Below are 15,140 nucleotides of genomic sequence, written 5' to 3' on the forward strand. Positions count from 1 at the left end.
GGGGACTAGGGACTAGGGACTGGGGACTAGGGCCTGGGGACTGGGAGAGTTTTGAGTTTTGCGTTGTAGGGGCGGGTTTAGCAGATAACTCTATGTTCACAGCAGAACAGGTAACCACAAAACCCGCCCTAACAGACGGTCCCCACCTCCCCACCTCCCCAGTCCCCAGTCCCCAGTCCCCAGTCCCCAGTCCCCAGTCCCCAGTCCCTAACCCCCAGAAACCTTTACCCGAATTAACTTGTAAGCTTTAGTTTTAGCTAATACTTGATGAGGAGTAACTTCCAGCAATTCGCGATCGATATGAGTGGATTGACTGAGAATTAAAACTGAAGTGCGATTTGGGTTAGCAGCAGCGGTTTTTCTCATGTAATTAAAGGTTTCATTAAAACCTTCAAAATAATCAACTTTTCGTTGCGTGTAAAACACCACACTCGGCTTTTTAAAGCCAATCATAAACAACTCTTCCCCAGGTTTTTCTACTTGTCTCACCACAGCAGATAATTCTCGTAACGGCATTTGTCTTGCGCCATCTAAAAGAAAAGAAGCTGGGGTCAGCATAAAAACTAAGAAAGCGACAAAAGCGAGAAAATTGGCAACTACTAAGAAAGGTAAACGGCGACGATTTTGGAGTAAAAAAACTAAGGCGATCGCCGTAACTCCCCAAATCAAAAAACCTCTGACTGCTAACCCAGACTTTTCTAACAACTGTTGCAAATCAGGTATTGCGGGATCGTATCCCAATAAACCGGGAAGATAGAGCAGTAACCCAGCAATAGCAATACATAAAACTACATTGAAAATGCCACTCCAAAATAAACCTTTATTAGTTTTAAACTTCTCTTTATCCGTAAGTAGGAACTTTTCCGAAACTACAAAATGTATTTGTTCGCTAAACAACAGCGCCACCAAAATCGCCGCTGCTGGAATTAACGGAATTACGTAGCTGGGTAACTTAGTAACCGCGATCGTAAAAAAGCCAAAAATCCCGAAAAACCAAGCCAAAGCAAATAAACCAAGTTGACTAGAACGCGGAGAATTTCGCCATCTTTTTACTTGCCAAAACCGCAACTTTGCGATCGCCAAAGGCAAATAAATCGACCAAGGGAAAAACCCCAGCAACACCACCAAAAAGTAAAAATACCAAGGTGCAGAATGACGATTAACTACTTGAGTAAAGCGTTCAACATTGTGATAACCAAAAAACGCATCAATGAAAGCATTCCCATTGCGTAAATAACACAAGATATACCAAGGAAGAGCGATCGCACTAAAAATCAAACTACCCCAAACCGGGCGCATCTCGCGCCAAACTTCCCGCCAATTACCCAAATAAATTACAAAACCAGCAATAATTATTACTGGCAAAACAATTCCCACAGGCCCTTTAGTTAACACCGCCAAAGCACTTAAAACATAAAAAGCTATATACCAAGGCGAAATATTTAAAAAGAAACTTCTCTGACTTTCCCCAGAATTACCTTCATCTTTGCTCGCATAACCAATAAAAAAGCACAACAAAGATGTACCGATACAACCACTGAGCAACATATCAGAAACACCCGTTCTCGCCCAAGCAATTGTAATCGGATTTAACGCAATTAAAGCCGCACCAATCCAAGCACTAAGGTATCGGGTACTGGTTACTGGGTACTGGGTACTGGGAGTTAGGGAAGAACTCCCCTGCTCCCCTGCTCCCCTGCTCCCCTGCGGGCTGGGAAAACCAAACCGTTGTAGAGTGTAAAAACCGAGAGCCGTCAAAGCTAGTGCAGCTAAGGCAGAAGGGAGTCTTACCGCCCACTCATTCACGCCGATCGTTTGGTAAGCGATCGCCATCAACCAGTAAACTAAAGCTGGTTTGTCAAACCGCGTCTCACCATTGAAATAAGGCGTAATCCAATCACCCGTCACCACCATTTGTCGCGCCGCCTCCGCAAACAAAGGCTCAGTCTCATCAACTAAACCAATACTGCCCAAATGCCAAAAAAAGGCTAGCCAACCAATCAAAAACACCCACAAAATCGAGAGTAACCACACCATCTTCGGATGCGTCTCCCAATACTTCTGCAAAGGAGTAGTAAAACGATAAAAATTCAATTTCATGCAGCCTTTAACCGTCGTTAAGTAATCCTGCTCAGTTTTGTTGCCAGACTTACTTTAGCGAGAAATGACGAATTTTGGTTAAAGCAACAAGGAGGTGGGGAGATGGGGAGATGGGGAGATGGGGAAGTTTATTAACTCAAAACTCAAAACTCAAAACTGCCCCCCTGCCCCCCTGCCCCTCTGCCCCTCTGCCCCCTGCCCCTCTGCCCCTCTGCTCCCCTGCCCCTCTGCCCCCTGCCCCTCTGCCCCTCTGCCCCCCTGCCCCCCTGCCCCTCTGCCCCCCTGCCTACGGTTGCAAAATCAACTGCCATTCCGACTTTTGGCGATTCCACACAGGTAAAGGTGTTTCGCCGACAATGTACGGGCCCCAGTAGCGCCCAGAACCATCTTGAGCAAAGGCAATCAGCACATCTCCTCTTTCTAGCTGTACAATTCCTTTGGTAGGTAAAGACAAAACTAAACCACTAGTAGCACCTTCTTGGGGCGCAAAGTCCCAATGTCCAGGTTCCCCGTATAGTGATTGTTTGACAACACCAGACTGCTGTTTTCTTGCTCCTACCTGTTTTGGTAAAAAGGCAATTCTGACCGGATAATCGGTTTGATTACTCAAGCGTAAAGCTCTGGGAGGAGTTTTAACCTGAGTCGCTGGGGGATTAATTCTTGCCCTTGCTGGGTTACTGGTGACTGACGCAGAGGTAAGGGGATCAAGGGGATCGAGATTTGATAGGGAAACTGAGGAAACTGGTGGCTGTGTTTGCTCAACAGTGACGCTGATTTGCCACCGACTGACGATTAATGCCACCAGTAAGAATACAGAGGTGACGCTAAAAATAGTGTAAAGTTGCCATCTTGGTAGATTCATAGTTTTTAGATATAACTGTTTCTATGATGAAGAGGTCATAGTTTTGTAATAACAGATCCCCGTTCAGATTTAAACGGATTTGCGCTAATTAAAACAACCTTTAACATCATGGGACGGATGGTAAATTTATCCTCCCGTTAGTCACCAGGAACTATAAAATGTTACTGGAGTTTCCCTTTCCTCTCTTAGATCTTCTCTGGCAATGCAAAATACTCGTCTTAACACTTTAGTTGTTTCTACTAGCAATCAGCTTGGCGCTTGGTTTAGCAATCCTTGGCGACGGTTATCATTACAAGTAATCTGTTTGTTGTTTGGCTTTTTTCTGGGAACGGCAGTTTCTACGGAAACGGGACAATCTGCTCGCTGGGATGTCCCCGCGGCAGCAATTTTGGTATTATTTACTGAGGTATATAGTAGATTTTTTTACAGTACTAGAAAGTCGGGAGTCTCACGTTCTTTATTAGCTGAATCGGTGAATTTGCTCAAAGTTGGCTTGACTTTTAGTTTGTTTATTGAAGCGTTTAAACTCGGTTCTTGATGCTATGCCAGAACTAAATAGGGAATCGTTAAGAGAAATCCTCGAAGATTGGATTTCTGGGAATAGTTTATCGGCATCTTCTAGGGAAAAACTACAAGTTTGGGCTTTGGCAGATTCATTAAGAGCAAAGGCTTTTGGGATTACTTCGGAAAATGTGGCAGAGGTGCTTGATTTTCGATCGCACCTCTTCACCCATCTCCACCCCCAAGTTATCGCTTATTGTCAAAACAAAAATTTCACCAGTCGCCCTTTAATTCTCGAAACTCTCTGGGAATTATGGCTACCTTTGGCAATCCAATTAGCAAGTTGGCGGCGCAATTTATCACGTCCTTTAATTCAAGGAATTTTGGGCGGGCAAGGTACGGGAAAAACCACTTTAGCAGCTATTCTCACCTTGATTTTAAAACATTTGGGTTACGAAACTATTAGTATTTCCATTGATGACCTTTACAAAACCTATTCGGAAAGACAAGAACTACAAAAACAAGACCCTAGATTAGTTTGGCGAGGGCCTCCGGGAACTCATGATGTAAACTTGGGAATTGAAGTTTTAACTCAATTACGCCAACAAAAAACGCCTGTAGAAATTCCTCGTTTTGATAAATCGCTTTGGCAAGGTGCAGGCGATCGCACTACACCAGAAATAATAGAAAAAGCTGATATTGTATTATTTGAAGGTTGGTTTGTGGGTGTGCGTCCGATCGATCCCAAAACCTTCGACTCCGCACCCGATCCCATTGTCACTTTCAGCGATAAAAATTTCGCCCGTGATATCAATTTTAAACTTCAAGAATACCTTCATTTGTGGCAACTTCTAGACCGTTTAATCATACTTTATCCCGTCGATTATCGGCTTTCTTTGCAATGGCGTAAACAAGCAGAACAAGAAATGATTGCATCTGGAAAAACCGGAATGACAGATGAAGCGATCGAGCAATTTGTACAATACTTTTGGCGCAGTCTTCACCCAGAATTATTCATCAAACCATTAGTTAAAAACCTAGATTTAGTAGATTTAGTTATTGAAATTAATTCCGATCGCTCTCCTGGTAAACTTTATCAACCAGGCGATTAATTTTAGACTTAATTACAATAATTCTCAATTAATTAGCAAAATTAAGATGAAGTTTTAAAACAAATATAAAAACTGACCGATAATTTAATGGTAAGAAAAAAGCCTGTGCTTTATACTACAAAAAGCTTGCGTACCGATCGCCTTCAGTCACCATCAGGATTCTACTTCCATCTATGCCCTTGCCCCATTATTTACAATCCTTATCCTCGATTTACAACGACTAGAATCGGGCAAAGTACCGCTAGTTAAAGAAATTTGCCAAGTTAATGATTTGATTGAACAAGCAATAGAATCAGTAAGGGCGATCGCCAACCAAGCAAATCTCACCTTAGAATGGGTTCCCCTAAATGCTTCCGTTTGGGCATCTAGCGACGAAATTATTCAAACTTTAATCAACCTTTTGGGCAATGCGATTAAGTTTTCTCCAGCAAACAGCACTATTTGGGTGAAAGCTGAAGTTATCAACAATTTAGATTTGCGAATCACCGAAAAATTCCCAGAATTAACCGAAATTAACCCCGAAAAATATATTCTTTTCTCAATTACAGACCAAGGAAGAGGCATTCCAAAAGACAAATTAGAATCAATCTTTGGACGTTTTCAACAAGTAAATTCTGCCGATGCTCGTGAAAAAGGAGGCACAGGTTTAGGGTTAGCAATTTGTAAAAATATTGTCCAACGTCATCAAGGATTAATTTGGGTAGAAAGTGTTTTAGGACAAGGAAGTACTTTTTATTTCACTTTGCCATTTGAAGATTAGCGATCGCCTCAATCTAAACATTAATTTATATCTTACGGCAGATGGCTTAATTGCATTCGTACTGTATTTGTTTTATGCTCTAAGTCAGATAGAGTTGCAATACAGACTATCTGTACTATTCTCAGGCTTCTACTGCTATTTATGCTGTTGCCCAATTATGTGCAAATTCGGGTTGAGCCAGTAAAAATCCCCCTACGTTGGTTGTTGGTGATTCCCTTTGTGTTGCAAACCGTAGGAGCAACAGCACTAGTTGGTTATCTTTCATACCGTAGCGGACAGCAAGCAGTAGAGAATCTAGCGAATCAATTGTTGCGGCAAACTTCAGAGCGAGTGAGCGATCGCCTAAACAGCTACTTACAGCCATCTCAAAAAGTTGTAGCTGCCAATAATTTAGCAATACAACAGAAAATCGTAAACTTGAATAATTTTGCCCAAATACGGCAACAACTATGGCAGCAAATAGTTTTAGACTCATCGCTACCTGGTAGTTTGTTTTGGAGCGATCAAGGTAATGCTCTGGGATATGAAAGAATAGCTTCCAAAGAGAGACAACAATCTGCCCAAAAAGTTGCGGGTAAACTATTACCGATCGGAACCATTTATTTTACCGAAATGAATGCCAATCAGCGTCGATTCTATCTGGTTGATTCTCAAGGCAAAACCCAAAATTTGGTTCTGACAATTAAGTATAATTTTCGCACTGTTGGCTGGTATCGTCAGGCGAAAACCGTTGGTAAACAACATTGGACACCTATCTATGTCGGTGAAGTTGTCCCAACTTTACAAGTGATGGCAGTCGCTCCCATATACGATCGAGCCGGAAATTTTCAGGGAATGTTTACCTCAATCTATTTCCTCTCCGAAATTAGTACATTTCTCAATCAATTAAACTTCTCTCCCACAGGACAAGTTTTTATTATTGAACGATCGGGAAATCTGATTGCCACCTCAAATTTATCAGACGCAATTGGAACTAGATTAGTTAACGGAAAACCTGAACGTTTACCAGCCATACATAGCCAAGATAAACTAACACAAAAAGTTGCTCAACAGCTACAGCAAAAATTCGGTAGCTTTCACCAGATAAAAAATGCTCAACAACTAAGTTTAACTATTAATAATCAACGGGTTTTTGTACAGGTTAAAACTTATAAAGATCCATACAGCTTAGATTGGTTAGTAATCACAGTGGTTCCCGAGTCAGATTTTATGGCTCAAATTCAGAGAAATAAACGCATAACTGTGTTACTTTGCTTGCTGACTTTGGGCTTGGCAATTACATCAGGACTGACAATTGCTAATAGATTCACTACCCGTATTACTCGGCTAAATCAAGTCAGTCAGCAACTCGCAGCGGGAGATTTAACCCAGAGATTACCAGATGATAGCTCGATCGTGGAAGTGTTAGGATTGGCGCAATCTTTCAACTTGATGGCAGATCAGTTAGAAGAATCATTCGATCGAATCAAAATTGCTCTAGAAGAATCTAAGGAAAAATTTACTACTATTTTTCGTACTAGCCCCGATCCGATCGCCATTGCCACCACCAGAGAAGGACGCTTTTTAGAAGTTAATCCGCGAATGTGTGAGTTCTTCGGTTATTCCCGTGAAGAACTGATCGGTTACACAGCGACAGAATTAGGTTTGTGGGTAAATTTAGACCAACGTGAGCAGTTTCGACAACTTTTAGAACAAGGTGCAGTTTACAACTTTGAGATTACAACTAAAATTAATTCTGGTGAAACCAAGGTAATATTGCTCTCAGCAGAAAAGTGCAATTTGGAACAACAGAATGTGGCGATTTTTGTAATTAAGGATATTACCGATCGCCACCAGTTAGAAACTATGAAAAACGAATTTGTTTCAATGGTTAGTCATGAATTACGAACACCTTTAACTTCAATTCGTGGTTCTCTAAGTATTTTAGAATCAGGTGTTTTGAAAAATAAACCGGATAAAGCTGAACAAATGTTAGGAATTGCCGTCAAAAGCACCGATCGTCTAGTCCGTTTAGTTAATGATATTCTCAATTTACAGCGATTAGACTCCGGCAAAGTTCCACTAGTTAAAGAAATCTGCCAAGTTAATGATTTGATTGAGCAAGCAATAGAATCAGTAAGAGCGATCGCCGACCAAGCAAATCTTACCCTAGAATCTGTTCCTCTAAATGCTTCCGTTTCCGCATCTAGCGACGAAATTATTCAAACTTTAATCAACCTTTTAGGCAATGCGATTAAGTTTTCTCCAGCAAACAGCACTATTTGGCTGAAAGCTGAAATTACCAACAATTTAGATTTGCGAATCACCGAAAAATTCCCAGAATTAACCGAAATTAACCCCGAAAAATATATTCTTTTCTCAATTACAGACCAAGGAAGAGGCATTCCAAAAGACAAATTAGAATCAATCTTTGAATCTTTTCAACAAGTAAATTCTGGCGATTCTCGTGAGAAAGGAGGCACAGGTTTAGGGTTAGCAATTTGTAAAAATATTGTCCAACGTCATCAAGGATTAATTTGGGTGGAAAGTGTCATGGGACAAGGAAGTACTTTTTATTTCACTTTGCCATTTGAAGATTAGCGATCGCTCAAATCGAAAAATTAATTCTTAAACTAACGATAGATAACTTAATTGCACCGATCGGCTAAGTGTTTTATCCTGACAAATAGAGAAAATTGGCAGAACTGATTATTATCTCCACTTGCTCAGAAGCTTTAAATACTGTTTATGCCGTTGCCCTATTCTCTTTTTTTGCCACGCTTTCCGGTTAATTCAGCAAAAATCTCGCTGCGATGGTTGCTAGTAGTTCCCTTTGTGTTGCAAACAGTGGGAGCAGTGGCCCTAGTGGGTTATTTCTCTTACCGCAGCGGACAACAAGCAGTCGAGAAATTAGCTCATCAATTGATGAAAAATGTCGGGCTGCAAGTTACTCAGGAACTCGATCGCTATTTGCAAAATGCCCATCAGTTTAATCAACAACAGATTACAGCGATCGAATCAGATGCAATCAATCTGGAAAACCTCGATCGACTACATCGATATTTGATTCTACAACATCGACAAGCTGAAGACTTGACAACACTTTTGTTTGGCACTCCCCAAGGAGATCTGCGAGTCAGTCATCGCGTCAGCAACAGAGATTATGGAGTCACAACACAGTTAAAACCTGGAGAGTTGCCCTTTGAAGCCGCTATTTCCAAACCCTCCAACCCTGCCATTAATCGTACTTATAGCGTGAATCAAGCAGGGGATTTAGGACGCTATTTGGAAACAATTAAAAACATTGATGTGCGCGATCGTCCTTGGTATCGTCAAGCCGTAAAAACCGGAAAAGCAGGTTGGACTAACCCTTTTCAAATTAGTAGCACTAATATTTTGACTCTCAATGCTTACACTCCTTTTTATCATAAATCAGGTCAATTATTAGGAGTATTTGCTGTTAATATTAGCCTCAATCAACTGAGTGATTTTCTCCATCGTTTAGAGGTGGGAAAATCGGGAAAAGTGTTTATTATTGAGCGCAACGGTTTGTTAATTGCTGACTCAACCACAGAACCTTCTTACTCAGTATCGGGGAAACCTGACTTAAGCGGAATAGCTGAACCAGGAACTTTGAAATTTCAGCGTCGCTTACCTTCGGAAATTCCTCATCCGGCAATTCAAGATTCCTATCAGTATTTGAAAACAAGATTTAGTAATTTAGCCACAATAAAATCGCCGCAATCCTTAAATTTTCAAATGCGCGATCGTCGTTATTTTTTAACTGTTTCCCCCTATCAAGATAAATATGGGTTGGATTGGTTAGTAGTAACGGTAATTCCAGAATCGGATTTTATGGCAGAAATTCAGAATAATCGGCGCACTACTTTTTTACTCTGCTTTTTGACTTTAGCGATGGCGATCGCATCAGGATTAATTATCGCCAATCGATTTACTACTCGCATTGCTCGCCTAAATCAAATCAGTCAACAACTCGCATCGGGAAATTTAACCCAGCGTTTACCAGCCAATAGTTTAATTATTGAAGTGCGAGAATTCGCGCAATCTTTCAACCAAATGGCAGACGAGTTAGAAAAATCTTTCGATCGCCTTCACAACAGTTTAGAACAATCAGAAGAAAAGTTTACTACTGTTTTTCGTAATAGCCCTCAGCCAGCTTGGACTGCTACTTTAGCCGAAGGACGCTGTATTGATGTCAACGAAAGTTTCAGTAAGGTTTTGGGCTATTCTCGCACTGAGGCGATCGGAAAAACTTGTGTTGAGATGCAATTATGGACTGATTTAGCAGATTTACAACACTTTCGCGCCTCTCTACTTCAGGAGGGCAAAATTGATAATTTTGAAGTCGAGTTTCGCACCAAATCAGGTGAAATTAAAACAGTATTACTATTTGCCAAAGTCACTCGCTTGGATGAACAAGATTGTGTGATTGGGGTTTTGAATGATATTAGCGATCGCAAACAACTAGAATTAGCCAGGGAACGCTCGGAAGCTCAAACTCAGACTATCCTCAATACTACAATGGCAGCGATCGCTAGTATGCGAGTCTTTGAAAATGGAACTTGGGAAGTCGATCGAGTATCTGCGGGTTGCGAACTCATCTCCGGTTATACTTCAGAAGAATTAGTTCAAGATAAAAATCTTTGGCTGAATCTGATTGAACCAGAAGATTGGCAACTAGTCTGCTCGGAAGTATTTACTAAGATTTTTGCCGAACAAACCCATACTTACGAATATAGATTGCGTCACAAAGATGGTAGTCAACGTTGGATCTCGGAAACCAATAATTCCTGGTGGGATCAAACACAAAAATGTTGGGTTCTTACCGCAATTTCCATTGATATTACTGCTCGCAAACAAGCGGAAATCGCCCTGCAAGCTAGTGAAACCCGTTTTCGGACAGTTGTCGAATATGCGCCAGATGTGTTGGTAATTTACGATCGCACCCTACGCTTCCAGTACGTCAACGAACACGCCCTAAAACGAACAGGATGGACATTAGAAACCTTTATCGGGAAACGAGATGAAGATCTATTTCCCCCAGAAGTCACCTCTACCTATTTGCCAATCCTACGAAAAACTGTCGAAACTCGTACCTTTCAGTCGGGAGAAGCTACCATTCAACTACCAGGACAAGAACCCTACACCATGTTAGTGAAGTATGTCCCAATTTTGGATCGACAAGGTGAAATTCAGCAGATTTTTGGCATTACTACTGATATCACGGAACGCAAACAGGCAGAAGAAGCATTGCGACTCAGTGAAGAACGTTGGCAATTAGCCATTGCAGGAGCAAATGATGGCATCTGGGATCATAATTTAATTACTAATGAAATCTTCTTTTCTCCTCGTTGCTTAGAAATGTTAGGGTGCAGTTGTAAGGAGATAAAAACTTTTGACAAATGGACAGAACGAATACATCCAGACGATCGCTTAATCGTACAAAATACCTTTGAAAAATATCTAAATCAGCAAAATCTTCAATATGTCGCTGAGTACCGAATTTGCTGTCACGATGGTAGTTATAAATGGATTTTATCTAGAGGTAAGGCAGTTTGGAACGAACAAGGCATCCCTTTTAGAATGGTGGGTTCGATTACAGATATTACCGATCGCCGTCATCTAGAAGCAATCAAAGATGAATTTGTCTCAGTAGTTAGTCACGAACTGCGGACACCTTTAACTTCCCTTCGCGGTTCTCTGGGGATTTTGGAAACAGGTATCCTGAAAAATAAACCGGACAAAGTTCAACAAATGTTAGAGATTGCGGTGAACAATACCGATCGCCTAGTCCGTTTAGTTAATGATATCCTTGATTTCCAGCGACTACAATCCCCCAAACTGCCCCTAGTTAAGGAAATTTTTCAGGTTAATGATTTAATTGAGCAAGCAGTAGAATCAGTGCAAGCGATCGCCAACCAAGCAAATCTCACCCTAAAATCCACTCCCCTAAATGCTTCAGTTTTAGTATCTGGCGACGAAATCATTCAAACTTTAATTAACCTCTTAGGTAATGCCATCAAATTTTCTTTTCCAGGCGGTACAATTTGGGTAAAAGCTGAGGTTACCAATAATTTAGATCGGCGAATTTTGGCAAAATTCCCAGACTTAGAACATTCCTTTTCTACCAACTATATTTTGTTCTCAATTACAGACCAAGGACGAGGCATTCCACCAGAAAAACTGGAATCGATTTTTGGTTGTTTTCAACAAGTAGATTCTTCTGATTCGCGCCAAAAAGGAGGAACAGGTTTAGGATTAGCTATCTGTAAAAATATTGTCCAACGTCATCAAGGATTAATTTGGGCGGAAAGTGCGATCGGACAAGGAAGCACTTTCTATTTCACTCTGCCAATAGCAGACGAACTTCTAGCTTAAGATAGATAACTTAATTGCAGCGATCGGCTAGGTGTTTTATGCTGCAAATAGAGAAAGGTTGCATACTGATTACCTGTACTCTTTGAGAGGGTTTTACTGCCGTTTATGCCGTCGTTCCGCTCCCCCTTTCTGCAACTTTTTCCAGTTAACTCCGCAAAAATTCCGCTGCGGTGGTTGCTGGTAGTTCCCTTTGTGTTGCAAACTGTGGGAGCAGTGGCGTTAGTGGGTTATCTTTCTGACCGCAGTGGGCAACAAGCAGTAGAGAAATTGGCTCATCAATTAATGAAAAATGTCGGGCTGCAAGTTACTCAGGAACTCGATCGCTATTTGCAAAACGCCCATCAATTTAATAAACATCAAATAGCAGCAGTTGAATCAGGCGCGATCGACCTGGAAAACCTCGATCGACTACATCGATATCTGATCCTACAACATCGCCAAACCGAAGACTTGACAACCCTGTTGTTGGGAACTGCCCAAGGAGATTTCCGAGTCAGTCATCATGTCAATCCGAAAGAGTTTGGCGTAGTAACAAACTTAAAACCGGGAGAGTTGCCTTTTGAAGCTTCTTTCTCAAACCCGTCGAACCCTGCGAATCTCCACCTCTACAGCATAGATGAAACAGGGAAATTGCGGCGCTATTTGGAAACAATTAAAAATATTGATGTGCGCGATCGCCCTTGGTATCGTCAAGCTGTAAAAACCGGAAAAGCAGGTTGGACTAGCCCTTTTCAAATTGGTAGTACTAATATTTTGGCTATCAATGCTTACACTCCCTTTTACAACAAATCCCGCCAATTATTAGGGGTTTTCGCTGTCAATATTAGCCTCAATCAACTGAGTGATTTTCTCCAGCGTTTAGAGGTAGGAAAATCGGGAGAAGTATTTATTATTGAGCGCAACGGTTTGTCGATCGCTGATTCAACCTCAGAAACTTCTTACTCTGTAGTGGGAAATCTAAAGGAAGGAATTCCTCAACCGGGAACTGTAACATTTAAGCGTCGCTTCCCGTCGGAAATTCCTAATTCGGCTATTCAAGATTCCTATCAGTATTTGCAGGCAAAATTTAGTAATTTAGCCACAATCAAATCGCCGCAAGCTCTGAATTTTCAAATACGTGGGAAAAGCTACTTTTTAAACGTTTCCCCCTATCAAGATAAATATGGGTTGGATTGGTTGGTAGTAACGGTAATTCCAGAGTCAGATTTTATGGCTCAAGTTCACAGCAATAAACGCACCACTGTTTTACTCTGTTTGCTGACTTTGGGATTAGCGATCGCATCAGGATTAATTATCGCCAATAGACTCACTAAACCAATTACTCGACTTAATCAAGTAAGTAAAAACCTAGCAGCTGGAGACTTAAGCCAACGATTGCCAAATGATAGCAAAATTATTGAGTTGCAAGGATTGGCGCAATCTTTCAACAAAATGGCAGAACAACTACAAAAACTGTTTCAAAGTCAAGTAGAAGCAGAAGCAACTCGTTTGAGTGAAGCTCATTTTCGCCAACTGGCAACCTCGATACCTGGGATGATTTACACCTATTCTCAGCATCCTGATGGTTCTCACAGTTTGGATTATGTTTGTGACTACAGTCGATATATTCTAGAACTGGAACCAGAGCAAGCGATCGCTGATGTCAATCTTGTCCTAGATCAAATTCATCCTGACGATCGTCCGGCTCATGATGCTGCCGTGCAAAGAAGTCGTGCTACCTTAGAACCGTTTAGCTTTGCCTTTCGTAGTATTACTCCTTCCGGTAAACTCAAGTGGTTAGAAGCAAATTCCCGTCCCTTGCGGCAAAACAATGGCACCATCACCTGGTACGGTATTTTGCTAGATGTTAGCGATCGCAAACAAGCCGAAGCACAACTGAAAAAAAGCGAAGCAAACCTCAAAAAAGCTCAAGAAATTGCTCATCTGGGCAATTGGGAATACAATTTTGCCACTAAAGAAGTTTACTGGTCAGAAGAAGTCTATCAGATTCATGGACTAGATCCCGATCAATCCATTCCCACAGGAGTAAAAGCTAAAGTATATATTCATCCAGATGAGCATGAGAAATATCAACAGGAAATTCTGGAAAAATTTGCACAGGGAGAAAGCTTTATCACCGATCTGAAAATTTTTCATACTGATGGTTCAACTCGGTATATTGAAACTAGAGGCGAACCGCAGTTTAATGCCCAAAATCAATTGATTGGTTTTTGGGGAACAGTTCAGGATATCACCGATCGCAAACTAGCTGACATCGCCAGACAAGAAAGCGAAACTCGTCTCCGGTTAGCATTAGAAGTCTCTGGCGCTGTCGTCTGGGAGCATAACCTAGAAACTGATGAGTTCTTTCTCAGCAAAACTGTCTCATTAACTAACTATGTCTTACCGATTTCCGCTGAAAAAATTCCCTATTTCCAAGCCAGAGCATTAGTGCATCCTGACGATGGCGAAGCATACGATCGCGCTTATCAAGAAGCCATTGCTCAATGCGGTCAATTCCAGAGCGAACATCGTGTGTGGGTAATAAATCCCCAAAAAACTGGGGAATGGCGATGGACTCAAGCTATTGCCAGAGTCATCACTGACAGCACAGGTAAACCAACGCGCATGATAGGAATAGCAGTCGATATTACCGATCGGCGCAAACTTGATACCATAAAAGACGAATTCCTTTCCGTAGTCAGTCACGAACTACGAACGCCCTTAACTTCACTTCGCGGATCTTTGGGTATTTTAGAATCCGGTGTTCTGAAAAATAAACCGGACAAAGCCCAAAGAATGTTAGAAGTTGCAGTGAATAATACCGATCGCTTAGTCCGCTTAGTTAATGATATCCTGACTTTACAGCGATTAGAATCGGGCAAAGTTTCTCTAGTTAAGGAAGTCTGTCAAGTTAGTGATTTACTTGAGCAAGCGGTAGAATCAATGCAAGCGATCGCCAACCAAGCTAACATCACTTTAGAATGGGTTCCCCTAAACGCTTCAGTTTTAGCTTCTTCCGACGAAATCATCCAAGCTTTGATCAACCTCTTAGGTAATGCAATTAAGTTTTCCCCACCAGAGAGTAAAATTTGGCTAAAAGCCGAAGTTACCAACAATTCAGATCTACGAATCAGAGAAAAATTCCCAGATCAAAACGCCATCCCCACCAACTACATTCTCTTCTCAATTACAGACCAAGGAAGAGGTATTCCCCCAGATAAATTAGAATCAATTTTCGGACGTTTCCAACAAGTAGATTCTTCCGATTCGCGCCAAAAAGGAGGAACAGGTTTAGGATTAGCTATTTGTAAAAATATTATTCAACGTCATCAAGGAGAAATTTGGGTAGAGAGTGCGATCGATCGAGGAAGCACATTCTACTTTACTCTCCCATTGACACACGCTCCTGTTTGAAACTCCTAGCAATTATTTTTAATGCTAAAGC

The 15,140-nt window shown here is 41.4% G+C and carries 8 protein-coding genes; 6 read left to right on the top strand and 2 right to left on the bottom strand.

Going from position 1 to position 15,140, the window contains the following annotated elements:
* Positions 1-207 precede the first annotated feature (207 nt).
* Both ACE1B6_RS24795 and ACE1B6_RS24800 read right to left on the bottom strand, forming a co-directional pair.
* A complete protein-coding gene (locus ACE1B6_RS24795; protein WP_413259959.1) occupies positions 208-2,100 on the bottom strand; it encodes an ArnT family glycosyltransferase in 1,893 nt (630 codons plus the stop codon).
* Positions 2,101-2,386: 286 nt separating this feature from the next.
* The gene (locus ACE1B6_RS24800; protein ID WP_413259960.1) at positions 2,387-2,962 is read right to left on the bottom strand and encodes a hypothetical protein; all 576 of its coding nucleotides are present in this window, start codon (positions 2,960-2,962) and stop codon (positions 2,387-2,389) included.
* A 202-nt stretch (positions 2,963-3,164) separates the two neighbouring features.
* Here ACE1B6_RS24800 and ACE1B6_RS24805 point away from each other — a divergent pair, with 202 nt between their 5' ends.
* The 6 genes from ACE1B6_RS24805 (at position 3,165) to ACE1B6_RS24830 (ending at position 15,109) form a co-directional block, all read left to right on the top strand.
* Complete coding sequence (locus ACE1B6_RS24805; protein ID WP_413259961.1) at positions 3,165-3,500, top strand: DUF565 domain-containing protein; 336 nt, start codon at positions 3,165-3,167, stop codon at positions 3,498-3,500.
* Between the two features lie 4 nt (positions 3,501-3,504).
* Entirely contained in the window at positions 3,505-4,575 is a 1,071-nt protein-coding gene (locus ACE1B6_RS24810) for a glycerate kinase (protein WP_413259962.1), read from the top strand.
* A 271-nt stretch (positions 4,576-4,846) separates the two neighbouring features.
* Positions 4,847-5,335, top strand: coding sequence for a sensor histidine kinase (locus ACE1B6_RS24815; RefSeq protein WP_413259963.1), 489 nt, complete (start codon positions 4,847-4,849; stop codon positions 5,333-5,335).
* A gap of 141 nt (positions 5,336-5,476) precedes the next feature.
* Positions 5,477-7,915 (top strand): ATP-binding protein, encoded by a 2,439-nt coding sequence (locus ACE1B6_RS24820; protein ID WP_413259964.1) that lies wholly within the window; start codon positions 5,477-5,479, stop codon positions 7,913-7,915.
* Between the two features lie 147 nt (positions 7,916-8,062).
* Positions 8,063-11,713 (top strand): PAS domain S-box protein, encoded by a 3,651-nt coding sequence (locus ACE1B6_RS24825; protein WP_413259965.1) that lies wholly within the window; start codon positions 8,063-8,065, stop codon positions 11,711-11,713.
* A gap of 105 nt (positions 11,714-11,818) precedes the next feature.
* Positions 11,819-15,109, top strand: a complete 3,291-nt coding sequence (locus tag ACE1B6_RS24830) for a PAS domain-containing protein (protein WP_413259966.1) — start codon at positions 11,819-11,821, stop codon at positions 15,107-15,109.
* Positions 15,110-15,140 lie beyond the last annotated feature (31 nt).

Origin of the sequence: Floridaenema fluviatile BLCC-F154 (genome assembly GCF_041929135.1) — a bacterium.
GTDB classification, from domain to species: Bacteria; Cyanobacteriota; Cyanobacteriia; order Cyanobacteriales; family Aerosakkonemataceae; genus Floridanema; species Floridanema fluviatile.

Excerpts from the sequence above, each read along its gene's own strand:
- ACE1B6_RS24795 (WP_413259959.1), bottom strand. The coding sequence starts at position 2,100 with ATGAAATTGAATTTTTATCGTTTTACTACTCCTTTGCAGAAGTATTGG.
- ACE1B6_RS24800 (WP_413259960.1), bottom strand. The coding sequence starts at position 2,962 with ATGAATCTACCAAGATGGCAACTTTACACTATTTTTAGCGTCACCTCT.
- ACE1B6_RS24805 (WP_413259961.1), top strand. The coding sequence starts at position 3,165 with ATGCAAAATACTCGTCTTAACACTTTAGTTGTTTCTACTAGCAATCAG.
- ACE1B6_RS24810 (WP_413259962.1), top strand. The coding sequence starts at position 3,505 with ATGCCAGAACTAAATAGGGAATCGTTAAGAGAAATCCTCGAAGATTGG.
- ACE1B6_RS24820 (WP_413259964.1), top strand. The coding sequence starts at position 5,477 with ATGCTGTTGCCCAATTATGTGCAAATTCGGGTTGAGCCAGTAAAAATC.
- ACE1B6_RS24825 (WP_413259965.1), top strand. The coding sequence starts at position 8,063 with ATGCCGTTGCCCTATTCTCTTTTTTTGCCACGCTTTCCGGTTAATTCA.
- ACE1B6_RS24830 (WP_413259966.1), top strand. The coding sequence starts at position 11,819 with ATGCCGTCGTTCCGCTCCCCCTTTCTGCAACTTTTTCCAGTTAACTCC.